This window comes from Arthrobacter sp. 10N418, assembly GCF_056394725.1.
In genome coordinates this window covers 18458-44183 of sequence record NZ_JBFTIK010000004.1, presented here as the reverse complement: position 1 = coordinate 44183, position 25726 = coordinate 18458, and the positions used below count along the sequence as shown (strand labels likewise).

Annotated in this window: 26 protein-coding genes; 15 read left to right on the top strand and 11 right to left on the bottom strand. The window is 67.4% G+C overall.

The genetic code is table 11. The features are described 5' to 3' along the window. Positions 1–107: 107 nt before the first annotated feature. Positions 108–1271: a trans-sulfuration enzyme family protein gene (locus tag AC1DCZ_RS04295; RefSeq protein WP_476973518.1), complete on the top strand. Its 1164-nt coding sequence runs from the start codon at positions 108–110 to the stop codon at positions 1269–1271. Here the strand turns inward: AC1DCZ_RS04295 and AC1DCZ_RS04290 are convergent. Then, positions 1268–2584 (bottom strand): MFS transporter, encoded by a 1317-nt coding sequence (locus AC1DCZ_RS04290; RefSeq protein ID WP_476973636.1) that lies wholly within the window; start codon positions 2582–2584, stop codon positions 1268–1270. The genes AC1DCZ_RS04295 and AC1DCZ_RS04290 overlap by 4 nt on opposite strands. Before the next feature lie 166 nt (positions 2585–2750). Between AC1DCZ_RS04290 and AC1DCZ_RS04285 the strand changes: the two genes are divergently transcribed. Next, a complete protein-coding gene (locus tag AC1DCZ_RS04285) occupies positions 2751–3746 on the top strand; it encodes a LysR family transcriptional regulator (RefSeq protein WP_476973635.1) in 996 nt (331 codons plus the stop codon). Positions 3747–3819: 73 nt separating this feature from the next. On the opposite strand, the gene AC1DCZ_RS04280 is transcribed toward AC1DCZ_RS04285, so the two are convergent. Further along, positions 3820–4857: a nitronate monooxygenase gene (locus AC1DCZ_RS04280; protein WP_476973517.1), complete on the bottom strand. Its 1038-nt coding sequence runs from the start codon at positions 4855–4857 to the stop codon at positions 3820–3822. Positions 4858–4947: 90 nt separating this feature from the next. Here AC1DCZ_RS04280 and AC1DCZ_RS04275 point away from each other — a divergent pair, with 90 nt between their 5' ends. Then, on the top strand, positions 4948–5844 hold the full coding sequence (locus AC1DCZ_RS04275; RefSeq protein WP_476973634.1) for an N-acetylglucosamine kinase: 897 nt from the start codon (positions 4948–4950) through the stop codon (positions 5842–5844). A 61-nt stretch (positions 5845–5905) separates the two neighbouring features. Here AC1DCZ_RS04275 and AC1DCZ_RS04270 read toward each other — a convergent pair whose 3' ends face one another. Next, entirely contained in the window at positions 5906–6937 is a 1032-nt protein-coding gene (locus AC1DCZ_RS04270; protein WP_476973516.1) for a pirin family protein, read from the bottom strand. A gap of 115 nt (positions 6938–7052) precedes the next feature. On the opposite strand from AC1DCZ_RS04270, the gene AC1DCZ_RS04265 reads away from it, so the two are divergent. From AC1DCZ_RS04265 to AC1DCZ_RS04235, 7 genes are all read left to right on the top strand, one after another. After that, positions 7053–7505 (top strand): NUDIX hydrolase, encoded by a 453-nt coding sequence (locus AC1DCZ_RS04265; protein WP_476894116.1) that lies wholly within the window; start codon positions 7053–7055, stop codon positions 7503–7505. A gap of 295 nt (positions 7506–7800) precedes the next feature. After that, positions 7801–8895, top strand: coding sequence for an ABC transporter ATP-binding protein (locus AC1DCZ_RS04260; protein ID WP_476973515.1), 1095 nt, complete (start codon positions 7801–7803; stop codon positions 8893–8895). Continuing rightward, positions 8895–9632 carry an ABC transporter permease gene (locus AC1DCZ_RS04255; RefSeq protein ID WP_476973514.1) on the top strand — a complete coding sequence of 246 codons (738 nt, stop codon included), beginning with the start codon at positions 8895–8897 and terminating at the stop codon, positions 9630–9632. The genes AC1DCZ_RS04260 and AC1DCZ_RS04255 overlap by 1 nt, the downstream gene beginning before the upstream one ends. Next, positions 9629–10375: an ABC transporter permease gene (locus tag AC1DCZ_RS04250; protein WP_476973513.1), complete on the top strand. Its 747-nt coding sequence runs from the start codon at positions 9629–9631 to the stop codon at positions 10373–10375. Before AC1DCZ_RS04255 ends, AC1DCZ_RS04250 begins: the two co-directional genes overlap by 4 nt. Then, positions 10372–11334, top strand: a complete 963-nt coding sequence (locus AC1DCZ_RS04245) for an ABC transporter substrate-binding protein (protein WP_476973512.1) — start codon at positions 10372–10374, stop codon at positions 11332–11334. The genes AC1DCZ_RS04250 and AC1DCZ_RS04245 overlap by 4 nt, the downstream gene beginning before the upstream one ends. 224 nt (positions 11335–11558) lie before the next feature. Further along, entirely contained in the window at positions 11559–12779 is a 1221-nt protein-coding gene (locus tag AC1DCZ_RS04240; protein ID WP_476973511.1) for a pyridoxal phosphate-dependent aminotransferase, read from the top strand. Between the two features lie 70 nt (positions 12780–12849). Further along, a complete protein-coding gene (locus tag AC1DCZ_RS04235; RefSeq protein ID WP_476973510.1) occupies positions 12850–13704 on the top strand; it encodes a PPK2 family polyphosphate kinase in 855 nt (284 codons plus the stop codon). A 10-nt stretch (positions 13705–13714) separates the two neighbouring features. On the opposite strand, the gene AC1DCZ_RS04230 is transcribed toward AC1DCZ_RS04235, so the two are convergent. Then, the gene (locus AC1DCZ_RS04230) at positions 13715–13945 is read right to left on the bottom strand and encodes an exodeoxyribonuclease VII small subunit (RefSeq protein WP_476973509.1); all 231 of its coding nucleotides are present in this window, start codon (positions 13943–13945) and stop codon (positions 13715–13717) included. A 93-nt stretch (positions 13946–14038) separates the two neighbouring features. Then, on the bottom strand, positions 14039–15325 hold the full coding sequence (gene xseA, locus AC1DCZ_RS04225) for an exodeoxyribonuclease VII large subunit (RefSeq protein ID WP_476973508.1): 1287 nt from the start codon (positions 15323–15325) through the stop codon (positions 14039–14041). 220 nt (positions 15326–15545) lie between these two features. On the opposite strand from xseA, the gene AC1DCZ_RS04220 reads away from it, so the two are divergent. Next, on the top strand, positions 15546–16391 hold the full coding sequence (locus AC1DCZ_RS04220; RefSeq protein WP_476973507.1) for a hypothetical protein: 846 nt from the start codon (positions 15546–15548) through the stop codon (positions 16389–16391). Between the two features lie 34 nt (positions 16392–16425). Beyond that, positions 16426–17514 carry a 4-hydroxy-3-methylbut-2-enyl diphosphate reductase gene (locus AC1DCZ_RS04215; RefSeq protein WP_476973506.1) on the top strand — a complete coding sequence of 363 codons (1089 nt, stop codon included), beginning with the start codon at positions 16426–16428 and terminating at the stop codon, positions 17512–17514. A 95-nt stretch (positions 17515–17609) separates the two neighbouring features. Here AC1DCZ_RS04215 and AC1DCZ_RS04210 read toward each other — a convergent pair whose 3' ends face one another. Next, complete coding sequence (locus AC1DCZ_RS04210) at positions 17610–18872, bottom strand: DNA recombination protein RmuC (protein ID WP_476973505.1); 1263 nt, start codon at positions 18870–18872, stop codon at positions 17610–17612. Positions 18873–19022: 150 nt separating this feature from the next. Here AC1DCZ_RS04210 and ychF point away from each other — a divergent pair, with 150 nt between their 5' ends. Together ychF and AC1DCZ_RS04200 are read left to right on the top strand one after the other, a co-directional pair. Continuing rightward, a complete protein-coding gene (gene ychF, locus AC1DCZ_RS04205) occupies positions 19023–20108 on the top strand; it encodes a redox-regulated ATPase YchF (RefSeq protein WP_476894128.1) in 1086 nt (361 codons plus the stop codon). Positions 20109–20465: 357 nt separating this feature from the next. Beyond that, complete coding sequence (locus AC1DCZ_RS04200; RefSeq protein ID WP_476973504.1) at positions 20466–21188, top strand: nuclease-related domain-containing protein; 723 nt, start codon at positions 20466–20468, stop codon at positions 21186–21188. A gap of 246 nt (positions 21189–21434) precedes the next feature. Here AC1DCZ_RS04200 and AC1DCZ_RS04195 read toward each other — a convergent pair whose 3' ends face one another. From AC1DCZ_RS04195 to AC1DCZ_RS04185, 3 genes are read right to left on the bottom strand one after another with little or no spacing between them, the layout of a single operon-like run. Then, entirely contained in the window at positions 21435–22202 is a 768-nt protein-coding gene (locus AC1DCZ_RS04195; RefSeq protein ID WP_476973503.1) for an SCO1664 family protein, read from the bottom strand. After that, on the bottom strand, positions 22202–22756 hold the full coding sequence (locus AC1DCZ_RS04190; RefSeq protein WP_476973502.1) for a DUF3090 domain-containing protein: 555 nt from the start codon (positions 22754–22756) through the stop codon (positions 22202–22204). The genes AC1DCZ_RS04195 and AC1DCZ_RS04190 overlap by 1 nt, the downstream gene beginning before the upstream one ends. A 24-nt stretch (positions 22757–22780) precedes the next feature. Then, the gene (locus AC1DCZ_RS04185; protein ID WP_476973501.1) at positions 22781–23473 is read right to left on the bottom strand and encodes a histidine phosphatase family protein; all 693 of its coding nucleotides are present in this window, start codon (positions 23471–23473) and stop codon (positions 22781–22783) included. 974 nt (positions 23474–24447) lie between these two features. Between AC1DCZ_RS04185 and AC1DCZ_RS04180 the strand changes: the two genes are divergently transcribed. Beyond that, positions 24448–24651: a GNAT family N-acetyltransferase gene (locus tag AC1DCZ_RS04180; RefSeq protein ID WP_476973500.1), complete on the top strand. Its 204-nt coding sequence runs from the start codon at positions 24448–24450 to the stop codon at positions 24649–24651. Positions 24652–24773: 122 nt separating this feature from the next. Here the strand turns inward: AC1DCZ_RS04180 and AC1DCZ_RS04175 are convergent, their stop codons facing one another. Continuing rightward, positions 24774–24929: a hypothetical protein gene (locus tag AC1DCZ_RS04175; protein ID WP_476973499.1), complete on the bottom strand. Its 156-nt coding sequence runs from the start codon at positions 24927–24929 to the stop codon at positions 24774–24776. A 72-nt stretch (positions 24930–25001) separates the two neighbouring features. Next, positions 25002–25595: a hypothetical protein gene (locus AC1DCZ_RS04170; protein WP_476973498.1), complete on the bottom strand. Its 594-nt coding sequence runs from the start codon at positions 25593–25595 to the stop codon at positions 25002–25004. Positions 25596–25726: the final 131 nt, after the last annotated feature.

The following is a 25726-nucleotide window of genomic DNA, read 5'->3' as shown; positions in this document are numbered from 1 at the left end:
CATCATAAGCGCCATATTCCGGCGCTTCCATTCATGGGCCCTGTAAAACTCCGAATTATTGCCAGATACTTGCGGCATTCAATGGCGAATAATTCATAAGGAGCAAGGTGCTTTCTCAAGACTCGCTGGCCGTCCACGCCGGCCGGAACGGCCTCACCGAACTGGGCGTGCACGCCGTGCCCATCGATCTCTCCACCACGGCGCCCCTTCCGTCGGTGCACGACGGCGGTCTCGCCTACGAGCACATGGCCACCGGCGGTACACACATGGAGGGCCAGAGCACGGTCTACCAGCGCCTGTGGAATCCCACCGTCGCCCGCTTTGAGGAGGGCGTCGCAGTCCTCGAAGGCACTCCCGAGGCCGTTGCGTTTGCCACCGGGATGGCGGCGCTGAGTGCGGTGCTGCTCGCCGTCGTGGCTGCCGGCAAGAAACACGTCGTGGCGGTGCGGCCGCTCTACGGCGGCAGCGACTACCTCCTCGCCTCGGGGGTGCTGGGCAATGAGGTGACCTACACGACGCCGGAAGGGGTCCACGCTGCCCTCCGCCCGGACACCGGACTGGTGATCCTGGAGACCCCGGCCAACCCCAGCCTGGAGCTCGTGGATATCTCGCGGGTGGCTGCAGCGGCGGACGGCGTGCCGCTCCTGGTGGACAACACCTTTGCCAGCCCGGTGTTGCAGCAGCCATTCAGGCACGGTGCGGCCATGGTGATGCACAGCGCCACGAAGTTCCTCGGCGGGCACGGGGACGCCATGGGCGGTGTCGTGGCTGCGGCTCCCGAGTGGACCACCCGGTTGCGCCAGATCCGCGCAGTTACCGGAGGGATCCTGACGCCTTGGCCGGCCTACCTCCTGCACCGCGGCCTCGCAACGCTGCCGGTGCGGATGCGTGCCCAGCAGGCAAGCGCCGAGAAGGTCGCGGCGGCCCTGGCGGAGCACGGGCTGGTGAAGCGTGTCTACTACCCGGGCCTGCCGGAGTGCGATCCGCAAGGCCTCATCGGCACGCAGATGTCCGGACCCGGCTCCCTCATGGCGTTCGACCTCGCCACTGCCGAGCACGCAGAACGGGTTCCGTCCGCGGTCCGCATGATCACGCATGCTGTCTCCCTCGGCGGGATCGACACCCTCATCCAGCATCCGGCCGGTCTCACCCACCGCCCCGTTGCCGCCGAGGCCAAGCCGCACGCCAGCCTGCTGCGTGTCTCGGTGGGCCTGGAGGATGCGGCCGACATAGTGGCTGATCTCCTCCAGGCGATCGAGGCCACCGGTTAGCGACCCAGCTGCCGAGGTGTGGGCGTCCCCGGACCCGCCGCGCCGGAACCGGGGGCTCCCTGGCGGGCGCGCACCGCGGCGGGATGCACGACGGCGGTGATCACCGCCGTCGTGCAGGCCAGCCCAATGACCGTCAGGGCAAGGGCTGACCAGCCGAGCGACTGGAAGACGAGTCCGCCCGCCCAGCCGATGACGCTTGAGCCCAGGTAATAGGCAAGGTTGTAGAGCGAGGCCGCCTGGGCGCGGCCGCTCGTGGCGATCACCGCGGTCCAGCCCGAGCCGACGCTGTGCGCCGCAAAGAAGCCCCCGGTGAACAGCAGCAGGCCCAGCAGGATCAGCGCCAGCAGCTGCGTCAGCGTCAGCGCGAGCCCGGCCACCATGAGCACCGTTCCGGCGACCAGAACGGCGCGCCGGCCGAACCGGAGGGTCAGTCCCGCGGCCCAGCGGGCCGAGACGGTTCCGGAGAGGTAGGCCAGGAAGATCAGGCTGATGGCGGTGGCGGGGAGGCTGAAGGGTTCCCCGGACAGCCGGAAGCCGAGGTAGTTGTAGACGGCCACAAAGCCACCCATCAGCAGGAACGCCTGGACGTAAAGGGCCAGGAGACGGGGGTTTCGCGTGTGCCCCGCCAGCGTCCGGAGCGCACCTCGGAATCCGCCGGCCGCCGCTGCCGTGAACCCCTGTGCCCGCGGCACTAGGACCAGGAACAGGACCGCGGCGGCGGTGGCCAGGACGGAAACGGCGAGGGCCGCCGCCCGCCAGCCCCACAATTCGCCGACGGGACCGGCCACGAGGCGCCCGGCGAGGCCGCCCAGGGTGGTGCCTGCGACGTAGCTTCCGGCGGCGAGAGCGGCATGGGCTTTGTTGACCTCCTCGTTGAGGTACGCGATCGCGATGGCCGGGATACCGCCCAGCGCCATCCCCTCGAGCATCCGAAGGCCCAGAAGCACCGGGAAGCTGGCGGCCAGCGGGACGGCCAGCCCCAGGACCGTGGCCGCGGAGATGCCCCACATCATGGCGCGGACCCGGCCGATGCGGTCCGCCAGGAAGGACCATGGCAGCACCGTCAGCGCCAGGCCCACGGTGGCCAGGGAGATGGTCAGTGCCGCCTCGGCCGCCGTGACATGCAGGTCAGCGGCCAGGATGGGCAGCACCGCCTGGGTGGAGTAGAGCTGGGCGAAGGTTGCGACGCCGGCGAACGCCAGACCGGCGAGGATCCTGCGGTACGCCTGTGACCCCTTGGCATGCCCCGCCCAGGCCTCAGGGGTGGCCTTGAAGGTGGGGTTGGCGGCGTGCGGCATGGAAAAGCGTGGCATCACATCAGGGTAGATGGTTGGCGAGGTATGCATCCAATGCATGATTCCCATGGCACCGATGTAAAATACGGAACAGTAGGATCCGAAACCCTGTATTCCGGACTCGGGACTCCGAGGCCTGCGCTCCGGAACCTTGGACGCCAGCAGAACGGACGGTGCCGCAGCCATGGACGTGGAGCACAAACAACTGGTTCAGCTTCTGCCGCTCCTACCCGTCCTTGCCGAACTCGGCCGCACCCGGCACGTCACCGGAACCGCCGAGGTTCTGGGCCTGCCGCAGTCCACGGTCAGCCGTGCAATCGCGCGAGCCAGCGCAATCGTTGGCACGGAACTGCTCGTCCGTGATGGCCGCGGGGTGCGGCTGACTCCCGCGGCGGACGCGCTGCTGCCCCATATTGATGCCGCCCTCGCTGGCTTCCAGGCCGGGCTGGACCTCGTCCGGCACGAGTCCGAAGTGGTGCGCGGCAGGATCGCCGTGTCCTTCCAGCACACATTCGGGGAGGCGACGCTGCCCCTGCTGATCAGCGCCTTCCGGAGCCGGCATCCGCAGACGGCGTTTGATCTCAGCCAGGGCGCCCGGGACGGCTGCCTTGCCGGGCTGGCGGCCGGCGCGGCGGATCTGGCCCTGACGGCACCTGTCGCGGCGCCGAGCCGGACCATCGGCTCGGCCGCCCTATACAGGGAGCCGCTGCGGCTCGTGGTGCATCACACGCACCCGTTGGCCGGCCGGAAAAGCGCACGCCTGGCGGACATCCGGCAAGACCCGTTCGTGGCCATGGGATCCGGCTACGGCATGCGCTCCCTGACAGATGCGCTGTTCCGGGAAGCGGGGTTCCGGCCCCGCATCGCCTTCGAAAGCCAGGACGCGCACACCGTCCGAGGACTCGTCTCGGCGGGGCTGGGAGTCAGCATCCTCCCGCCCGGGGGCCCGGCTCCCGGGCGCGGCCAGCCGCCGCACTCCGCCGCGCAACAGGGCGGGCTGGGCTGGGCTGAAGTGGCACTGGAGTCCGGACTCGCCTTCCGCGAGATCGGCCTCGCCTGGCGCGAACGCCGCGGGGCCGCCGACGCCGAACCAGACGCGGTGCGGCTGTTCCGTGAACTTGTGCTCAGCGAGGGCCCTGCCCTCCTTGCCGGGTCTGTGCGGCAGCGCTCGGGGAACTGAGGTCCGGGGCCATGCGGCGAACTCGGCGTGCGAGTGGGCGGCGCGAGCGGGGGAGTGGGGCGCGGCGAGGACGTCAGCCCTGGACGAGGAGCCCGGCCAGGATGTCCGCGACCGGGCCGGAACGCGCCCGCTGCCAGCCCGTTCCCGCCCAGAGGTTCAGCCGCTCGGCATCCCCGGCCGCAGCAGCCGCGGCTCTCAACGGCGCGGTCAGGTGGTGTACGGCCGGGTAGGCGTCCGGAGCGTCGGGGTGGTCCCGGACGAATTCGTTCTCCAGTGCCCGCGCCTGCCGGCCCGTGAAGGCGCGGGTCAACCGGGTCTTGGTGAAGTGCGGGCTGGCCAGGGAGTGCTTGTGCAGTTGCCGGGCGCCGCTTTCATCGGCGCGGAGAAACGCCGTGCCCAGCTGGGCTGCCTGGGCCCCGGCCGCCAGCACGGCTTCCATCCCGGCGGCATCCATGATCCCGCCCGCGGCCACGAGGGGGAGTTCGACGGCGGACCGCACCTGCGCGAGCAGCTCCGCCGTCGTGAGGGACGGCGGAGTGGCGTCCGGCGGGCCCGGTTGGAACGCGGCGCTGTGGCCGCCGGCGTTTGAGTGCTGGACCACCAGGGCGTCCGCACCCTGTCCGGCGGCCTGCAGGGCTTCTGCCGGGCTGGTCACGGTGGCCAGCACAGACGAGCCAGCACGCTTCAGCGCCCGCACCACGTCCGTTCCCGGGAGGCCGAACGTGAAACTGACCAGTTCCACCGGATCCTCAAGGAGGGCATCGATCTTTCCCTGCCACTCGTCGTCGTCGTCGAACCGCAGTGCCGGAAGTGTCACCCCGTACCGCTCGGCGTCGGCGCGCAACTCCGAGCAGTAGGCTTCCAGCCGGGCCCTCACAGCCGGGGACGGCGCCCGCTGTGCCGGGTCCGGGACGAACACGTTCATGCCGAACCGCACCCCGAGGTCCCGGGCGCTGCGGATGTCCGCCTGCATGGCCGGCACGCCCTTGTAACCGGCGGCCAGGAAGCCCAGGCCCCCGGCGGCGTGCACCGCCGCGACGAACCCCGGTGTGGAGGTTCCGCCGGCCATGGGTGCCGCGATGACGCGGGTGCCGAAGAGGGAATGCGACATGGCTCACTCCTAGGTGCGATTCAGTAGGCTTGCCTGGTGACTAATTCTGACATCCCGCCGGCGGCGGAATCCGTTTCCCTTTCCCCACAGCTGGCCGGAGGTACGCCCGGGTCGGTGATCGGCATCGATATCGGCGGCACCAAGACCCGCGGGGTCCGGTTCGAAGGCGGCATGGCCGTGGCCGATGAATCGGTCGGCAGCTCGAACGTCCAGAACGTCAGCCGGGAGGAAGCGGCACGCAACCTCGCTGAGCTGTTCGCCAGGATCGGCGGCGGCGATGTGGCCCGGGTGTACGCGGGAGCCGGCGGGATCGATACCGACGAGGACGCCGCCGCGCTCGCAGCGCTGATCGCACCGCACGTGCCCGGCGCCAGGATCACCGTGGTCCACGACTCCCGCCTCCTGCTGGCCGCGGGCGGTGCCAGCACCGGCGTCGCCGTGATCGGCGGCACGGGCTCGGCCGCCTGGGGCCGGAACAGCCGCGGCGAAGAGGCCCGCGCCGGCGGCTGGGGCTACCTCCTGGGCGACGAAGGCAGCGGGTACTGGCTGGGCCGGGAGGCGGTCCGCCACAGCCTGCGCCGGATGAACCAGGGGCTGGAACCGGACGAACTCACGACGGCGCTGATGGCCTCGTGCGGGGTGGATGACCCCAACAAGCTGATCGCGCTCTTCCACTCAGCCGACACCGGGAGGCGCTATTGGGCCGAGCGGGCCCGTCTCGTGGTCGATGCCGCCACCGCCGGCCACGCGGCGAGTCGGGTCCTCGTGGACCAGGCCGGCCAGGATCTCGCAGCCCTGGCAGTGCAAGCGGTCCGAAAGCTCGGGATCGACGGCCCGGTGATCCTGGGCGGCGGACTGGGCATGAACGTTCCCCGCCTGCAGGAATCCTTCCGCTCCGCCCTGGCCGCCGCGGGGATCACCGACGTCCGCGTCCTGGAACAGGACCCTGTTTTCGGTGTGCTCCAGCTCGTGGCCGAGCAGGGCTGAGCACGCCCCTTGCCTGCGGGCCGCCCGGCCCCCGCTGGGCCGCCGACCGGGGTTAGACCAGTCAGAACCGGCGGCGCGGTTTCAGCGGGACGCCGGGCAGAGGCGGGGCCGGGATGCGGCCCGCCTCGGCGCCTGCGTCCGGGCCGTGTCCGGGGACGAGACCGAACCGCGACTGGGCGGCCGCGGCGTCGGACAGCTCCGCCTGGGCCTCCCAGTCCAGGCGGGACTGCTCCACCTCGGCGTGCGTGCGGACCACGAAGTTCCACCACATGAGCAGTTCTTCCTCGAAGGGCTCGCCGCCCAGCAGGACGAACCGGGTGCCTGGCGCGGCCGCCAGGTCCAGCGTGGCCCGGCCGGAGCCGAGGTAGCCCAAGGGGCCCGGCGGAACCGCCTGGCCGTCCAGGGTCAGGCCGCCGTCGAGCACCAGCACGGCGTGCTCGAAGCCAGGGTTCAACGGCAGCGTGACGTCCCCGTTGCAGCTGACGTCGGCCCCAACGATGGGGGAGTACGTTGTCGCCGGCGAACTGGTCCCGCCGAGACTGCCCACCATCACGGTGGCCGTGAATCCCGGCCCGCTGAGTTGTGGGAGGTCCCGGTGCTGTTCGAAGGCCGGAGCCCGGTGCCGCTCCGCGTCCGGCAGCGCCACCCACAACTGGAGCCCGCGCTGCAGGGGAAGGTCCGGGGTGGACGCCGGTCCGCCGCCGGACTGTCCGGGAAGCACCGCGAATTCCGAGTGGGAGATCCCGCGGCCGGCGGTCATGATGTTCAGCTCTCCGGGGCGGACAATGACGTCGCTTCCCACACTGTCGCGGTGCCGAACGGTGCCCAGAAGCGGCCACGTGACGGTCTGCAGGCCGGTGTGGGGATGCGGCAGGACCGACATGGCCACGCGGTCGGGACCGAAGCTGTCGAGGAAGCACCAGGCGCCCACGGTGGGCAGTCCGCGCTGCGGCAGCGTCCGGGACACGGTCATGGCCCGGATGCCGCCGAGGGGCACCTCCCGGGCGGGCCACAACTGCAGGCACGGGCCGCCGCCTTCGGCGGGGGAGGGCGGGCAGACTTCTTCCATCGGGCGGACTTCGAGGTTGGTCACAGTGAAACTCTAGGACGGAACGGTGCGCTTCGGCAGTGCCGGGCCCACGAGGGGATTCCGGGGCCGGACGCGCGCTGGTCCCGCGCCGCCGCTTTCACGCCGCTACGCTGGACCGATGAGCTTGAACTTCGATACCCGCCCGGCTGCCTACGCCGTCATCATCCGTGAGGGGAACATCCTCCTCGCATACTGGAAGCAGGGCGGCCGCGAAGGCTGGACCCTGCCCGGCGGAGGCCTGGACCTGGCCGAGCACCCCGTGGACGGCTGCCGCCGCGAGATCTACGAGGAGACCGGCTACCACGCGGAGATCGGCGCCCTGCTGGGGATCGACGTCGGGCACTGGCCCGCGGAGATCCGGATCGACGGCGGGGAACGTGACTTCCAGTCGCTGCGGCTTGTCTATGAGGCGCGGATTACCGGTGGGGAGCTGCGCCACGAGGTAAACGGCAGCACCACCCACGCTGCCTGGATCCCCCTGGACGAGGTGGCGCAGCTGAACTGTGTATCGCTTGTGGCCGCGGGCCTCCGGCTCTACCGCGAACGGCCGGTGGACGGAAAACTTTCCTGAACCAGCCACGCGACCGCGGCCGCGCGCGCCGCGGCCATGACGCGCCATGACGCCGCCATGCGGCGGGCCCATGAGCGCGAAAGGCGCCAGTTCGTGCGGTGGCGGGTTCTTCCGGTGCGGCACCCATCCAAAATCGTTGTGCTTCCGAAGCCTTACGGTAGCCGCGGTGCCGCTGACATTCTCCGGGGTGCTGACTACGCTGGGTTCTACCTGCTTTACAGCCAAAAATCAACGCGCATATGATCAGTTGGCTGGACCGCCCGATGTTGCCGCCAACAGTTAGGTAAGACCGGAAATGGCCGAAGCCATGATCGAGTTCCAGAACGTCACCAAGCAGTACCAGGGCGGGCAGCCTGCCGTTGACAGCCTGAGCATGTCCATCGACAAAGGCGCCATCACGGTCTTCGTCGGACCGTCGGGCTGCGGAAAGACCACCTCTTTGCGGATGATCAACCGCATGGTCGAGCCGACGTCCGGGACCATCACCGTCGACGGAGCGGACGTCACGTCCGTGCCGGCGGCGAAATTGCGACGGTCCATGGGATACGTCATGCAGTCCTCCGGGCTGATGCCGCACCGTTCTGTGCTCGACAACATCGCCACCGTGCCGCGACTCAACGGTGTCTCCAAAACCGACGCCCGGCGGCGTGCGCAGGAGCTGCTCGACGTCGTCGGACTGGCCTCCTCACTAGGCAAGCGGTACCCGTCCCAGCTCTCCGGCGGCCAGCAGCAGCGCGTTGGCGTGGCGCGGGCGCTCGCGGCCGATCCGCCAGTGCTCCTCATGGACGAGCCCTTCAGCGCCGTGGATCCGGTGGTCCGCGACGAACTCCAGAAGGAGCTCCTCCGCCTCCAGCGTGATCTGGCCAAGACCATCGTCTTCGTCACCCACGACATCGACGAGGCGACCGTCCTCGGCGACAAGGTGGCCGTCTTCGGCGCCGGCGGGAACCTGGCGCAGTACGCCGCGCCGGAGGAGATACTGCGCGCCCCGGCGAACGACTTCGTGGCATCCTTCGTGGGCCGGGACCGCGGGTTCCGGCACCTGGCTTTCAGCCCCTCCGACGGCGTCACCATCCACCCGGTCCACACCCTCACCAGCGACGAACTCCGCCAAGACGCCGGCTCCTCCGACGAGTGGCGGCTGGTGGTCGACGGCGGCCTGCGCCCCCTCGGCTGGGCCGGCCCCGGCAAGGACTCCTCGATGGTTCCGGGAGGCTCCTTGTTCCGCAAGGGCGAGACGCTCCGGCGGGCCCTGGACGCGGCGCTGTCCTCCCCCTCGGGCCTGGGCGTCGCCGTCGACGCCGACGATAGGGTGGCTGGCGTCATCACAGCCGCCGAAGTGCTGGCCGTCATCGAGTCGGACCGCCGCATCCGGCAAGGCGCGCTCTGATGGAGTGGTTCCTGGCCAACAGCGGGCAGGTCTTCACGCTTGCCGGCCAGCACCTCGTCCTGGCCATCGTCCCGATGGTCCTGGGGCTGCTGATCGCCATTCCGCTGGCGCAGTTCGCGCGGCAGAACCGGGCCCTGCGTTCGGTCGTGCTGACGGCCTCATCGCTGCTCTACACGATCCCTTCCCTGGCGCTCTTCATCATCCTGCCCACGATCATCGGAACCCGGATCCTGGACCCTGCCAACGTGGTGGTGGCGCTCACCATCTACGCGGTCGCACTGCTGGTCCGGGCAGCCCTGGACGCCTTTGATTCCGTCGACGAGGACCTCCGCCAGGCAGCCGTCGCCATGGGATTCAAACCCGTGGCCCGCTTCCTGCAGATCGACCTTCCGCTGTCCCTGCCGGTGATGTTTGCCGGGCTGCGGGTGGTCTCGGTCAGCAACATCTCGCTCGTGAGCGTCGCGGCGCTGCTCGGAATCGGAAACCTCGGGATGCTGTTCACCTCCGGCCTCCAACGCGACTTCGTCACCGAAGTCGTGGTCGGCATCATCGCCATCCTGGTCCTCGCCCTCCTGATGGACGCGGTCCTGGTGCTGGTGGAGCGCGTGCTGACGCCCTGGACACGGGCGGCGGCACCCACGGCCGCACACCAGGCCGCTCCCGCGGAGACGACAGGTCCTGGCGGGGCGCCCCACCGCCTCCCGGAGACGGCCGGAACCCGAGGGGACGCATTATGAGCAACGTCGTTACGGACACGTTCGACTGGCTCGCCAACCCGGTCCACTGGTCCGGCATCACCGGGATCCCGGTACGGCTGGCCGAGCACCTGCAGTACACCGGCCTCGTCATGCTGATCGCCACCGCCATCGCGGTTCCGATCGGCCTGTACGTCGGCCACACCGGGCGCGGACGGGTGGCCGTCGTGGCCCTCGCCGGCGCCCTCCGTGCCCTGCCCACCCTCGGCCTGCTCACCCTGTTCGTCCTGCTGGCAGGCATCGGGCTGATGCCCCCGGTGTGGGCCCTCGTGATCCTCACCGTGCCGCCCCTGCTGGCAGGCACCTACGCCGGCATTTCCAGCGTGGACAGAAATGTGGTGGACGCCGCCCGAGCCATGGGCATGACGGAGCTGCAGGTGCTCTTCCGGGCCGAATTCCCGAACGCGCTGCCGGTGATGTTCGGGGGATTCCGGACCGGGGTGCTCCAGGTGATCGCCACCGTCTCCGTCGTGGCGTACATCAACCTGGGCGGCCTGGGCCGCTACTTGTTCGACGGCCTCGTCCTCTCGGACTTCCCCCAGATGCTGGGAGGATCAATCCTCATCGCTGGGGTCGCCATCGCCGTCGACCTCGTCCTTGCCCTTTTCCAGAGGCTGTTCCTCTCACGGGGAGCATCTTCCCAGCCAAACCGGAGCCAGCAGGCTGCGGTTGATCTCACAGACCCCGTTACCGCGGGGGCTGTTGTTCAAGGAGGTACGTCATGAAGGAACCCCGCCAACGAGTCCTCGGCAGGCGCGCATTCGGCGGCCTGGCCGCCGGAGTAGGCCTGGCCGTGGCCCTGTCCGCCTGCGGAGGCTCGTCCAATCCGCTGAGCTCCGCGCCCGCGTCCGGCGGGTCTACCGCCGGCTCGGGCGGCACGCTGGTGATCGGGTCCGCCGACTTCCCCGAGAGCCAGATCATGGCCGAGGTCTACGCCGGTGCCCTGAACGCCGCCGGCGTCACCGCAACCACCAAGCCGAACATCGGGTCGCGCGAGGTCTATTTCAAGGCCGTGCAGGACGGGTCCGTCGACGTCGTCCCCGACTACAGCGGCAACCTGCTGCTCTACGTAAACAAGGACGCCACGGAGGTCGCGGCCGATGACATCGTCAAGGCACTCCCCGGCAAGCTTCCCGACGGACTGGCCGTGCTGGATGCGTCCAAGGCCGAGGACAAGGACGCGATGGTCGTCACCAAGGCCACCGCTGAGAAGTACAAGCTGAAGTCCATCGAGGACATGGCCAAGGTCTGCGGCGATCTGGTGGTCGGCGCCCCGGCAACCTTCGGCGAGCGGGCCTACGGACTGCCCGGCCTGAAAAAGAACTACAACTGCGAGCCTAAGAAACTTGAGCCGTTCAGCGACGGCGGCGGCGCCGTCACGCTCAAGGCCCTCCTTTCGGACCAGGTCCAGGTGGCGGATATCTACACCACCACGCCGTCCATCCCGGACAACGACCTCGTGGTGCTGGAGGATCCGAAGAACAACTTCATCGCCCAGCAGGTCCTGCCGCTGTACAACAAGGCCAAGATGACGGACGCGGCGAAGGGCGCCATCAATGCCGTGTCCAACATCCTGACCACCGACGACCTCATCAACCTGAACCGGGCCGTCAGCGGAAGCCAGAAGCAGAACCCGAAGGACGCCGCGGCCGCGTGGCTCAAGGACAAAGGGCTGGTCAAGTAGGACCTCCCTGACGGGCTCTCCTTGACAACGACGGCCTGACAACGACGGCTTAACCACAACGGCGGCTTAACCACAACGGCGGCTGCCGGACTCCTTCTGTAGGCAGGGGAGCGCCGGCAGCCGCCGTTGCTGTCTCCGCAGGCGCTGTTCCCGCGCGTGACAGCCGAAACGCCTGTGAGTCATGTCTCAGCGGAAGTACATCCTCCATATGGCATATTTGATGAATGGCAGAATTCAAGCAGTCCACCAAGCTTCATAATGTCCTTTACGACATCCGTGGACCGATTCTTCAGGCCGCCCAGCAGATGGAGGCGGAGGGTCACCGGATCCTTAAACTGAACATCGGAAACCCGGCCCCGTTCGGGTTTGAAGCGCCGGACGCGATCCTGGTGGATATGATCCGCCACCTGCCGCACGCCCAGGGGTACAGCGACTCGCGCGGCATTTTTTCCGCCCGCACCGCAGTTTCGCAGTACTACCAGACCCGCGGGATCCAGAACATCCACGTGGACGACATCTATCTCGGCAACGGCGTCAGCGAACTGATCACGATGTCGCTCATGGCGCTGCTCGACGACGGCGATGAGGTCCTCATCCCCACGCCGGACTATCCCTTGTGGACAGCCTCGGTCGCTTTGGCCAGCGGCAAGCCCGTGCACTACCTCTGCGACGAGGAGTCCGGCTGGCAGCCGGACCTCGAGGACATGGAAGCCAAGATCACCCCGCGCACCAAGGGGATTGTGGTGATCAATCCCAACAACCCCACGGGCGCGGTGTATCCGGAGGCGACGCTCAAGAAGATCGTCGCCCTGGCCGAGAAGCACGGCCTGGTGCTCTTCGCCGACGAGATCTACGAAAAGATCCTCTACGAGGACGCGGTCCATGTGAACATGGCTTCCCTCACCGGTGACGACGTGCTGTGCCTGACCTTCAGCGGGCTGTCCAAGGCGTACCGCGTGTGCGGATACCGGGCGGGCTGGATGGCCATTTCGGGTCCGAAAAAGGACGCCGCGGACTACCTCGAGGGCATCAACCTGCTCGCTAACATGCGCCTGTGCGCCAACGTGCCGGCGCAGCACGCCATCCAGACGGCACTCGGCGGCTACCAGAGCATCAACGACCTGATCCTCCCGGGCGGACGCCTGCTCGAACAGCGCAACAAGGCCTACGACATGCTCAACGCCATACCGGGCGTAAGCACGCAGCAGGCCAGGGGCGCCATGTACCTCTTCCCGAAGCTTGACCCCGAGATCTACCACATCCGCGACGACGAGAAATTCGTGCTTGATCTGCTGCGCGAGCAGAAGATCCTGGTCTCGCATGGCCGCGCGTTCAACTGGGTCCGGCCGGACCATTTCCGGATGGTCACCCTGCCGCTCGTGAAGGACCTTGAAGAGGCGATTAACCGCATGGCGGACTTCCTGAGCCGGTACAAGGGGAACTAGCCTGAGGGCAGCAGCGCAGCACGGGCGGATGCCCCCGGCAAAGGCTGCCCGAACCGGAAAGAGGCCCTCCATGGCAGACGCTGTGAACTTCGACAAGCACCCCTCCGAAACCCTCCTTGCCGGAAAGGGATTCAAGCTCAAGGACTGCGATCCGGATTCCACCCCCGGCTACCCCGGGGACAAGCAGGACGGCGAGATGCTGCTGGAAGAACTGGACGGCAAGCTCGCCCAGCTCCAGGAGCAGCTTTTCGCGGAGTCCCGGTTCGGCGGCACCAAGCGTATCCTGCTGGTCCTGCAGGCCATGGACACCGCCGGCAAGGGCGGCATCGTCACGCACGTCATGGGTGCCATGAATCCGCACGGTGTCCAGCTGAAGTCCTTCAAAGCGCCCACTGCCGAGGAAAAGTCCTACGACTTCCTTTGGCGGATCGAAAAGGAAGTGCCCGCGGCCGGTATGGTCGGGGTCTTTGACCGCTCCCACTATGAGGACGTCCTGATCCACCGGGTGCACCGCTGGGCCAACCCCGAAGAGCTTGAGCGCCGCTACCTGGCCATTAACGAATTTGAAGCCCGGCAGAGCTCGGCCGGTACCAGGATCGTCAAAGTCATGCTCCATATCAGCCGCGACGAGCAGAAGGAACGGCTCCTGGCCCGGCTGGATGACCCGGCCAAAATCTGGAAGTACAGCAGCACGGATCTGAAGGAACGAGCCTTCTGGAGCGACTACATGGACGCGTACCAGAAGGCGTTCGAGAAGACGGGCACCGAGGTCGCCCCGTGGCACGTCGTGCCGGCCAACAAGAAGTGGTTCGCCCGGATCGCCGTCCAGCAGCTGCTGCTGGACGCGCTGGAGGGGCTCAAGCTGCAGTGGCCCGTTCCGGAGCTCGACGTCGGTTTGGAACGGGACCTGGTCGACCGCTCCTGACCGGCTGCCGCTAGCTTTCTTTTGCGGCCTGGTCGCGGGCGGCAGCGAGGCGCTTGCGGGCGCCTTCGAGCCATTGTTCGCAGCGCTTGGCCAGCGCCTCGCCGCGCTCCCACAGGGCAAGCGATTCCTCGAGGCTCGCTCCGCCGGCCTCGAGTTTGCCGACCACGCCGATAAGTTGCTCGCGGGCGTCCTCGTAGCTCAGACCGTCGATGTCGGCGTTCGGATGTGTCTCGGCAGGCATGTGGTGCTCCTTGGCTGTGTCCCGGAGGGCCGGGGGTCCTTCGATGGTGATCTGTGGTGGTGGTCTCTGGTGGGGTCCGGCCGTGTTCGGGGGTCAGTCCCCGGAGGGCTCCTGGCCGCCGGTGGACTGTGCGGTGAACCTGCCGCCGGCCACCCGGACCGTCAGGTCCGTCCCCGACGGCGCCTGGGCGGGATGCCGCACAACCTCCCGGCCTGCGCCGGGCATGTCCCCGCCGTCGGCAAGCTGGACGACGGCGTAGCCGCGGTCCAGCGTCTTCTGCGGTGAGAGCGCGCGCACCTGCGCTTTGAGGTGCACCAGCTGGTCCGCGGCCCGCACCACGGCGGTGCTGATGGCCGAGTGCGACCGGACTTTGAGCCGCTCGAGGTCGTCGTGGCGCTGGCTGATCATGACATCCGGGGACAAGAGCACCGGGCGGGACCGCAGCGACGCGAGCCTGTCGGTTTCCCGCTCCACGAGCCGGGTCGCTCCGCGCCGGAGCTGGTCCCGCGCCTGGCGGACCCGGGCGAGTTCCTCGACCACATCGGGGACGATCCTCTTCGCGGCGTCGGTGGGGGTCGAAGCCCTGAGGTCCGCCACGTCGTCGAGGATGGGCCGGTCCGCCTCATGGCCAATGGCGCTCACGACGGGCGTCACGGCGTCGGCGACGGCCCGGATGAGTTCCTCGTTGCTGAACGGAAGCAGGTCCTCGAGGGCGCCGCCGCCGCGGGCAATGACAATGACATCGACGTCGGGATGGGCGTCCAGCTCCCGGAGGGCCCCGATGACCTGCGCGACCGCGGTGTTGCCCTGGACGGCGACTTCGCGGATCTCGAATTCGACGGCAGGCCAGCGGAGGGCCGCGTTGCGCAGCACGTCCTTTTTGGCATCGGAATCGCGGCCGGTGATCAAGCCGATCCGGTGCGGGAGCAGGGGGAGGCGTTTCTTGCGGGAGTCGGCAAACAAACCTTCCGCCCCCAGCGCGTGGCGCAGCCGTTCGATCCTGGCCAGCAGATCACCGAGACCCACAGGCCGGATGTCTTTCACCGACATGCTGAGCCGGCCCGTCTTCAGCCAGAATTCTGCCTTGAGCAGTGCCACGACACGGGAACCGCGTTCCAGCGGTGTCTCCTGGCGGTCCAGGACGTTGGTCCAGACGGACGCCGGGAGGGAGATCTCGGCGTCGATGTCCCGCAACGTCAGATAGGCGTTGCTGCCGCGCCGGTTAAGCTCGATGACCTGGCCTTCGACCCAGGCGGAGGGCGCACGGTCGATGTGCATCTTGAGCTTTTGGGACAACAGCTGCAACGGCCAGGGGTCGTCCGGGCTCGTTTCCGCCGCGGTGGCCGGTACCGTGCTGGCTGCCGTCACGTCGTCAGACATGCCTGGGCCGCATGGCGGAGAGTGCCTGATGCATCTGTGTGGGTGTCCTTTGCCGGGGCCGGGCCGCCGGACGGCACCATCCCAGTGGGAGGACCGGCCGGCAGCTGGATCTTGTCTGCTTCAACTCTATCCATAGCTCTACCACCGGGCCCCGACTTTCCGGGTCGCGGGGGCGCCCCCGTAGGATGGCCGTATCCCAACAACCACCTAGGACTCTCTCTTGCGCACCTTTGTCTCGGCCGCCGCTGTACTTATCGGGCTCCTGATGGCGGCGGTGGCCGGTCCCGCCGTGTGGGTGGACCGCAACATCGTCCAGGAGGACGGTTTCGTCGCCCTGACCAGCCCGCTGGGCAAGGACCCTGCCTTTCAGCAGAGGCTGGCCGCGGCCGCGGTCGACAGCCTCGGTTCCGGCGACCAGATTCCGGAAGCCCTGACGGAACTTGTCCGGCCGGTCCTGGAGAAGGCCGCGCAGTCCCTGACCGGCCTGCCCGGCTATTCCGATGCCTGGGCGGAAACCCTGCGCAAGAGCCACCGTTTGAGCTTCGCCGGTCCCGGCAGCCTTCCGCCGCAGGCCGACGGCGCCACCTCGCTCACCCTGGACGTGGCGCCCTTGGTGGGACTCGTGGCGCAGCAAATCTCTGACGCAACCACGGTGCCGCTCCAGGCGCCGGACCAGGTGCTGATCCACATAGGCCAGTCCAACCAGCGCCAGCTCATCGACCGGGTCGCGGCCTACACGCCAATGGGCTCCGCTGTGGCGCTAGGGGCTGGCATCGCGTTCGTGCTGGCCTTCGTTGCCGCCCGTCGGAGGTGGACGGTCCTTGCCGGGACGGGTGCGGGCGCGCTGGTCCTGGCCGGTGCGTGGAAGCTGGCCGGTGATGCCGCAGGCCGTGCCGTGGCCGGGACGTCGAGCGGCAATGAGGTGGCGGAGATCTTCAAACGCGAGTTTGTCGCAGCATCGACGGCCAGTTTCGACCAATGGACGCTGGCCGCCGCGGTGGCCGGCGGTGCCCTGCTCGTCACCGGGATCCTCGTGCGCGCCGTCAGCGGCCGCCGACGCCGATAGCCGCCGGCATTTCGAACACCGGTAGCATGGGGACATGACCACGACCGCTGTTTCCGTTCCCATGCCATCCGTCCCGCGCCGGCGGCGTTCGCCGGAGGACGTGCTGGCGGCGGCGCCCGTTGCCGGACCCAAGAAGGTGCTCCTGGCGGCACCTCGTGGCTACTGTGCCGGCGTGGACCGCGCCGTCATCGCGGTCGAAAAGGCCCTGGAGCATTATGGTCCCCCCGTCTACGTCCGCAAGCAGATCGTGCACAACGTCCACGTGGTGTCCTCGCTCGAGGAAAAGGGCGCGATCTTCGTCGATGAGACCGACGAGGTCCCTGAGGGCGCCCTGGTGATCTTCTCGGCGCACGGTGTCTCGCCGGCCGTTGTCCAGTCCGCCGAGGACCGCGGCCTGCGCACCATCGACGCCACGTGCCCGCTCGTGACCAAGGTGCACCGCGAGGCCGTCCGCTTCGCCAAGGACGACTACGACATCTTGCTGATCGGCCACGACGGCCACGAGGAAGTCGAAGGCACAGCCGGGGAGGCCCCCGAGCACATCCAGATCATCAACGGCCCGCATGAGGTCGACAAGGTCACGGTCCGGGACCCGGAAAAGGTCATCTGGCTCTCCCAGACCACCCTGAGCGTGGACGAAACCATGGAAACGGTGCGGCTCCTCAAGCAGCGGTTCCCCACCCTGCAGGATCCGCCCAGCGATGACATCTGCTATGCGACGACCAACCGCCAGGTGGCGATCAAGAAGATCTCGCCCCAGGCAGACCTCGTAATCGTGGTCGGGTCCGCGAATTCCTCGAACTCCGTGCGGCTCGTGGAGGTGGCGCTGGAGTACGGGGCGAAGGCCTCCTACCGAGTGGACTTCGCCAACGAGGTGGACGAGTCCTGGTTCGAGGGTGCCGCCACCGTCGGCGTGACCTCGGGTGCCTCTGTCCCGGAAGTCCTCGTCAAAGACGTGCTGCGGCTCCTCGCCGACTACGGGTACGGCTCGGTCGAGGAAGTCGTCACAGCCGAGGAAGATCTGCTCTTCTCGCTGCCGAAGGAGCTGCGCGCCACGCTGAAGCAGGCCGGCGACGTGACCCGCGCCCTTGGCGGCCGCGGCACCCGCCCGGAGCACTCCTAGCCCTCCCGCCGCCGCAGCCGGGCGACCCGTCACACCGTCGGGCGTCGCTGCCGTCCCCCCGTGGTGCGGCAGGCGGGGGCGGTGCGGCTGGCGCGTCAGGCTGCCGACTCTTCGGGGCGCTCCGCGGACCCGTCCCCGCCCCGGACCACGGATTGCAGTTCCCCGGACTGCAGCTCCGGTGCCGCCACCGAACGCGGTGTCACTTCGACGGCGGCGGGCGTTGCCAGTCCGGCAGCGTCGAGGGCGTTGAGCTTCCTGGCGGTGGGCAGCACCCGTGCCTCGAGCGTGCCGACCATGGAGTTGTAGCGGTCCACCGAGGTCTTCAGCGAGGCTCCCAGCTTGGTGACGTTTTCGCCCAGCGTGCCCATCCGGTCATAGAGCTGCCGGGCCAGTTCGAAGAGTTCCCGGGCGCTGTCCGTCAGCACGTCCTGCCGCCACGTGAAGGCGACCGATTTCAGCACCGCCAACAGGGTTCCCGGCGAGGCGAGGACCACGTTTTTGGACAGCGCGTAGTCCAGCAGCGCCGGGTCCGCCGTGAGCGCAGCCGCCAGGATCGACTCCGCGGGCAGGAAGCAGACGACGAGCTCGGGGGAGTTCCCGGGGATGTCCCAGTACTTCTTGTTGCCCAGTGCATCAACGTGGGCCTTCAGCGCCTTGGCATGCGCGGTGAGATGCGCCTGCTGGCCGGTGGACGCCTGGCCGAGCTGCAGGCTGCCCGACGACGTGCCCAGCTCCTGCGCGGCGAGGTAGGAGGCCAGCGGGACCTTGGCGTCGACGACGAGCTGCTTGTCTCCGGGCAGCAGCACTACAAGGTCGGGGCGGAGGCTGTTGTCGGCGGCGGCGCTGTGCAGCTGCTCATGGAAGTCGACGTGACGCAGCATCCCGGCTGCCTCGACCACCCGCCGCAGCTGCACTTCGCCCCACTGGCCGCGGGCGCTGTTCGACCGCAGGGCGGACTCCAGGGCGTGCGTTGACCGCAACAGCTGCTCATCGGAAAGCCGGGCCTCCTGGAGCTGTTGGGCAAGCTGCCCGTACTGCTCCAAGCGGTCGCGCTCGAGCAGAGACACCTGCTGCTGCACGGCGGTGAGCTTCTCCGCCACCGGAGCGAGCGCGCGCAGCACACTGCCGTCCTGTGTCCGTGCCTCGCCCAGTTCCCGATTCTGGGCCCCGAGGAGGCGCCTCTCGGCGTCGGCAGCGGCGAACTGCGCGCTGACCTCGGACAGGCGGGCCGAGACGGCGTCGAAGTCATGTTCCACAGCCAGATAGCGACGGCGGAGCACGAGATAGGCGGCGGCGGCGCCGGCCACGGCGCCCACCACCAGCATGAGCAGGGCAAGAATCAATGCAAAAGCGTCCATGGCTTCACTCTGGCACGCCCCTGTGACAATTCTGACGCCGACGCTCTCCGGCGCCGGCGCCGTCCAGCCTCCCGCTCACCCGCGCCGGGCCGTACGCGCTGGACAAGGGGCCGCGGAGATCCCCGGCCGCAGCGGGTAGAATAAGTAGCCGTGGCTCTTACTATTGGCATCGTCGGACTGCCCAACGTCGGCAAATCAACTCTTTTCAACGCACTGACCCGCAACCAGGTGCTCGCAGCGAACTACCCGTTCGCCACGATCGAGCCCAATGTCGGCGTCGTGAACCTGCCGGACCCCCGGCTCGAGAAGCTGGCCGGCATCTTCGGCTCCCAGCGACTGCTGCCCGCCCCGGTGTCCTTCGTGGACATTGCCGGGATCGTGAAGGGCGCGTCGGAAGGCGAAGGCCTGGGCAACAAGTTCCTCGCCAACATCCGCGAGGCCGAGGCCATCGCCCAGGTCGTCCGCGTGTTCGATGATCCCGACGTCATCCACGTCGACGGCAAGGTCGATCCCCGCTCGGATATGGAGACCATCAACACCGAGCTGATCCTGGCCGACCTCCAGACGATCGAAAACGCCATTCCCCGGATCGAAAAGGAAGTCAAGATCAAGAAGCGGGAAGCCGCCGAGCTTGCCGCCATCAAGGCAGCCCAGGCGGTGCTGGAACGCGGCGACACGATCTTCGCTTCGGTCAAGAGCGACAAGCTCGAGATGGAGCACCTCAAGGAGCTCAGCCTCCTGACCGCCAAGCCGTTCATTTACGTCTTCAACGCGGACGACGGCATCCTGGGCAGCCCGGAGAAGCAGGAAGAGCTGCGGGCCATGGTTGCCCCGGCGGACGCCATCTTCCTGGACGCCAAGCTCGAGTCCGATCTCGTCGAACTGGACGAGGAGGAGGCCCGCGAAATGCTGGAGATGAACGGCCAGGACGAATCCGGGCTCGACCAGCTGGCGCGCGTGGGCTTCCACACCCTCGGGCTGCAGACCTACCTGACGGCAGGACCGAAGGAAACCCGCGCCTGGACCATCCACCAGGGGGACACAGCCCCGCAGGCCGCCGGTGTCATCCACTCGGATTTCCAGCGCGGCTTCATCAAAGCCGAAGTTGTCTCCTTCGACGACCTGCTCGAAGCCGGCTCCATGGCCGAGGCCAAAGCCCGCGGCAAGGTCCGCATTGAAGGCAAGGAATATGTCATGGCCGACGGCGACGTGGTGGAGTTCCGCTTCAACGTGTAGCTCCTGAGCTTCCTTAGGCCTTGTGCGATGGCCGCTAAGAACACGTGTTCTTGGCGGCCATGAGCTTTTGCGACCGGGCGCCGAGCCAAAAATGTTGCCGCCAGCATTTTGCCGCTTGGGGCGACCGGGTCACGCGCCCCGAAAGATTGACGCGTTGTTTTTCTAGGACCCCCTTATCCTTCCCAGATTCGAATAGGGTTCGTTGCAGCTGGGTCGACGGGCCTAGTGCATTTGGGATGGGGGAGCCCTATGACGTCTGACTTTGCATCGCAGCGATTTGGGTCAGGGAGAGATGACACCGTTAGGCGCGTCGGAGTGAATGAGCGGGTCGCTGGTCAAGCCGTAATGGAGAAGCTGATGGCCGATCGGCTGGGGATGCCGCGTCGGTCCTTCATGGGTCGTGTTTTCGGCGCCGACCCGCTGACTCCGGACAATTACCCCTGGTACAAGGGTGCTCTCGGGGAAATAGCAGTAGGGCAGATCCTTGAACGATTAGGTCCGGACTGGACGGTCCTGCACGCCGTGCCGGTTGGTGCAGGCGCGTCCGACATTGATCACGTGCTGATAGGTCCGGGCGGCGTGTTCACTCTCAATACCAAGAACCACACCGGGCAATCCGTTTGGGTTGCAGGCCGGACCTTGATGGTGTCCGGCAAGAAACAGCGCCATCTCTACAACGCCAGCCACGAAGCCGCCCGTGCCGCGAAACTTCTCACCCGCGGAGTCAACGCGGCTGTCGAGGTCACCGGGGTCGTGGTCGTCGTTGCCCCGAAGAGTATGATCGTCAGGGAGAGACCCTCCGAGGTTGCTGTGGTCACTGACCGGCAGCTCCTTCGGTGGCTCAGTGACCGCCCGATCGTTCTCACGCCCCGGCAGGCAGCGGCGATCACAGCCGCAGCCGCACAACCCGGAACGTGGCACCGGAATCCACCTGCAGCGGCAGACCCTGCGCTGCTGCAACACGAATTCGCCAGACTTCGATCCCGCGTGGACAGCGCGCGACGTCGCCGCGCGGGATGGCTCCTAGCCCTTCTCGTCGGGGGCCCGCTTGTCCTGGCGACGCTTTCTGCCTACTTCTGACGGCACACCCATTGGAACGCTCCAACCATACGCCGAATCTCGCAACCAACGGTGAATAAGCCGCCCAACCCGACAAGTTTCGAGACGTTGTGTAGGGCGGCCAGGGGTGTTGCGGCCAAGGTACCTTCACCGGGCAGTTGCGGGGGCGGCGCCGTTCTTGCCTGGCGTTGGATCCACTCTGCGGGCGCGTCCGCAGAGGACGACTCAACGTCACACTGCCCGGCGAAGCCCGTAGCCGTAATTCGATTAGAACAGCGGCCAGGGCACCGCCGACATCTCACCGCTCGGAGCCGGAAACTGCCCTGCCAAGCGCAACCGGGCGCAGCGCGCGGCGAGCGATGCGATTTCTTCGGCACTGAGCAAGTCCGCCAGGTTTCGGCCCAGCCCGCCGTGCAGTCCTTCACTGACGCGATCGATGCCGTCGCGTTCCTCGGCGGTCAGGGCGTCTCCTATCCATCCCCACAGCACCGTGCGCAGCTTGTGGTCACGGTGAAAGGTGAGCCCATGATCCACGCCGCGCCGGTGTCCGTCCGTCATGGCAAGAATGTGGTCGCCCTTGCGGTCGGCGTTGTTGACGACCATGTCGAACACCGCCATGCGTCTGAGCGCTGGCGAGTCTTCGTGAACGAGGGCGACCATCCGTCCGTCCTCATCTCGTCCCTCGAGGACGCGTTTCCAGCCCGTCTCCGGCACCTGGTCCGTCGCGACCAGGTTCACGGCGTTTTGGGCGGGGTCTTGCTCCTGCCAGAGCTGCACCATTCCTTCGCCCATCGGACCATCGCGCAGCCAGGTGTGCGGCACGACGTCCCAGCCGAAGGCCTGAGAGACCAGATATGCGGCCACCTCCCGGTGAGCCAGGGCGCCGTCGGGAAAATCCCACAGCGGACTTTCGCCCGCTATCGGCTTATAGACCACCACCACGTCGCCGATGCTGCCCAAAAATGTGGCGTTTGAGGCCGTCGTGATGCGGCCGGTGAGCGTCAACTCGGCGGTCACGAGGTCCGACGCCGGCATCAGACCTCGGGAAGGGTGCAGATGTGCCCGTCGGCGTCTATGGGGTAACCGCAGAGCGGGCATGCCGGACGCCCTGCGCCCACGATCTCCCGGGTGCGCTTGGCGAACGCGCGGGCGGTGCCGACCGGCATTCGCACCAGCAGCATTTCGGCCGCATCAGCGCGGTCCTCATCCAGCGATTCGTCGTTGGCATCGGCATCGGCATCGGTGATGGGGTAGGCCTCAATGACGACCTGGGCCGTGGTTGGGTCCCACCCTAAGCTCATGGCGCCGGTGCGGAACTGCTCCTGAACGGCCTCGAGCTGGTCATTGTCGACAAGTTCAATGGGAGTATTCGTGGGAACGCTGAAGGGGTTGCCCTCGACGGTGATGAGCTGGTCGAGAATTTCGTCGATCTTCTCCGCGAGCAGAGCCGACTGCTGCTTCTCCAGGGCAATACTCACGATCTGCGTCCCTGCGCGCACCTGCAGGTAGAACGTGCGCGCGCCCGGAAGGCCAAGGGTCCCAACGACGACCCGATCAGGCCAGGCAAACTCGTGAACACGTGTAGGCATGTCAGTATTTTAGTCACATGTGGTTCATGGCGCCTTCTGCCCTGCACCGCCGCCCACCGGCGCGTCGCCGGCGTGGATGCCGTGCGACAGCCACGACAGATCACCCGCGTCGGTGTTGGTCGCGTAGACGCTCGGACGACTGGCGCCGTAGCGCACGATCGATACGGAGGCCGGGCCCACGTTAATACGCTGGAACAGGTCAAGGTGCATGCCGAGCGCGTCGGCGAGGATTGACTTGATGATGTCACCGTGACTCACCGCCACCCACAAGGCCTCTGGCCCGTACTCGGCTTCGAAGGCTGCATCGTGGCGTCGAATCGCTGCCACCGACCGAGCCTGCATCGCGGCCATGGATTCACCGCCGGGAAAGACGACGGCGGACGGTTGCGACTGCACAACCGGCCACAAATCCTCGGTCGCGAGTTCACTGAGCGTGCGGCCCTGCCACTGGCCGTAATCGCACTCGGTGAGATCGAGATCGACCGGCGCGTACGGCCTGCCCGCCTGGCGGTCGAGGATGAGCCGGGCGGTCTGCTGGCAACGCTCAAGAGGGCTCGACACCACCCCGACTAAGGGCACTGGTGCGAGCCGGTCTCCAGTCAGGGCCGCCTGGTCGCGCCCGATCTGGTCCAGTCTGACGCCGACGGCGCGGCCGGCCAGCAGTCCAGTGGCATTGGCTGTGGTGCGGCCGTGCCGCACGAGAATAACTGTCGCCATCCACCCAGCCTAACCACCCGCTCGATGGCGGTGTGAACCGTACCGGGTCGCGCGTCGAACCGGCAGATAAAGCACCGGCAGAACCCTTCAAGCGCGCCGACGCGCGCAAAGCGGCCCGGACGGACTCGGCACGCGCTGACCAGCTCGCCGCTCATGGGTAAATCGTAGTAGCAGAGTCGCCTAATTCATCCCGGCCGGAGTCGGCAGGTGTCACCCCGGCTGCTGCGCTCAGTCTGCGCGGACGGTGGCTCCTGCCGGGTGAGTCCTCCTGAACGACACCGCTGAGACGTACTACTGCCTCGGGGGCCTGCCCGCTCACGCCCTATCCTCACCGCCGAGCCGGACGGGCCGGCCGTTTACCGGTTGCAGGGCGAAACACTGGACCGGGTCGGAAAGTGGACGTGGAGCAACCTCTCGCTGTGCAAAAAGAGGTACACCTTCAGTGCCGCGAACACTGCGAACGGTCTGCACATGGACCCTGGACGGGGATAAGGCCATGACAGTCGCATGTTTCCGAGCTCGGCGCGATTGATCGTCCAGCCGCTGCGGGGTGAGTTGAACGATCTCCTCTGCTGGTGGAACGACGCCATCGCCACAGTTCGGTCCCGGGAAACAGTGGCCGGACAAGATCAATCCCGGCCGCCCGCCCCGTAGGACGACTTCGGGGCTGTTTCGTTAGGCTGAGAAGATGCCCTACGGAATTCGCCAAGCAACACCAGCTGATGCTGACGCAATCGTCAGGATGCACACCACTGCACACGAGGAATGCTACGGTCACCTGTTCCCCCGGCGCTGTTCGCCGCCCGCCGGGACAGCATCAGGGAACGCATAGACCAACGCGGCCCGTTCCTGGCCAGCAAAGATCCCCGGCTCGTAGCTCATGATGAGGCCGGCGAGGTGGTGGGCTGGCAGATGCCGGCCCGGCACGGGACCCGGATATGGCGGGCGTCCCGGAGCTCTACAGGATCTATATCTTGAGCCGTACCTACGGTTCGGGTCTCGGCACCCGGCTGATGGAAGCCGCCATCGGCGACACCCCGGCCTACCTCTGGGTACTCGAGGACAACCCCCGCGCCCGAGCCTTCTACCGAAAGTCGGGATTCAGCCCTGACGGGGCACGCAAGGTCCTGGCACGGGACTGGGGTGAGCTGCCAGAAATACGGCTGGTCCGCGGCTAAGACGCAACGGCGTGACGGCGCCCGGTACGGGATCCCCATTCGGGATGGCTGAAGTGGGCGGCCTGCAGATTGAGTTGGCACGGTGCCTGCACCATGGCGGGGCCTTGAAGTGAAAGGTTTGGCTACTGCCCGGGACGGTTGGGAATGTCGGCGTCCCTCGTCAGGTCTGCTCCCTCGTTCAGGGGCAGCGCTTCGATGGCGGGGTCCCGCACCAGTGCCGATACGAGGTCATGGCTGCCGGCGACCACCGTGGAGTCGAAGTCTATTTCCGTCACCATGACCCAGTTTCTGTCCGCCGGCCACAGGATGTTCGGTAACTGCGGGAATTGCGGGGAATGGTGCCAGGGCGCTTAATTCACCCACCCGGGGTGACGGTAAAACTGTGGCGCAGCATTGAAAAGGTAGTGGGCGCGCCCCGGCAGGTTCAGTGTTTCTCCGTTGACCACCTCTGCCGGTAGAAGGCCCGAACCGGGTCCGCTGTCCAAGGCGGCAGAATCGGAAGCATTTCTCACGGCGGTCCAGTCGTCTGAAAAAGTGAGCTGGGCATAGCCGATGGAACTTGTCAGGCCTCCCCATCCTTCCCATATGGCGGACACGCCCTTGGTTGGCGTGGAGGTGTGTTCACAGAGGCCCGCAGCCACCGCCGCCAGTGTGCCCGGTGCGAGGTTGCCGGTTAGGGGTTCCGAATAACGCCAGCCTTCGCTGTCCAAAATTTCCTGCCGGCTCGGTGCTTGCCCAAGGAGTCGGTGGAATTGGGCCAACGGGTGCATCTTGGTCCCGAACGCTCGCGCCACGACAGACCAGCGGACCTGTTCCTCGTCGAGGGGGAAGACATCCGTTCGGGGATGTCCGTGCCAGGTGCCGGTGTTCTGCGGGCGGTCCCTCGTCACCGGATGGAAGATCCTGGCGTAGGCGGGGAATCCCCGTGGCACGACAGCGTGCACGTCATGCCACACGGTATCCATCAATGGCTGCGGTGGACCGGCGCGACGAGGTCTGCCAGGTGATTGACGATTCAGGGGATGCGGACGAAGCAATCCGTCGCCTGGGTCAACGGCTGGGCGTGGGAGCACTG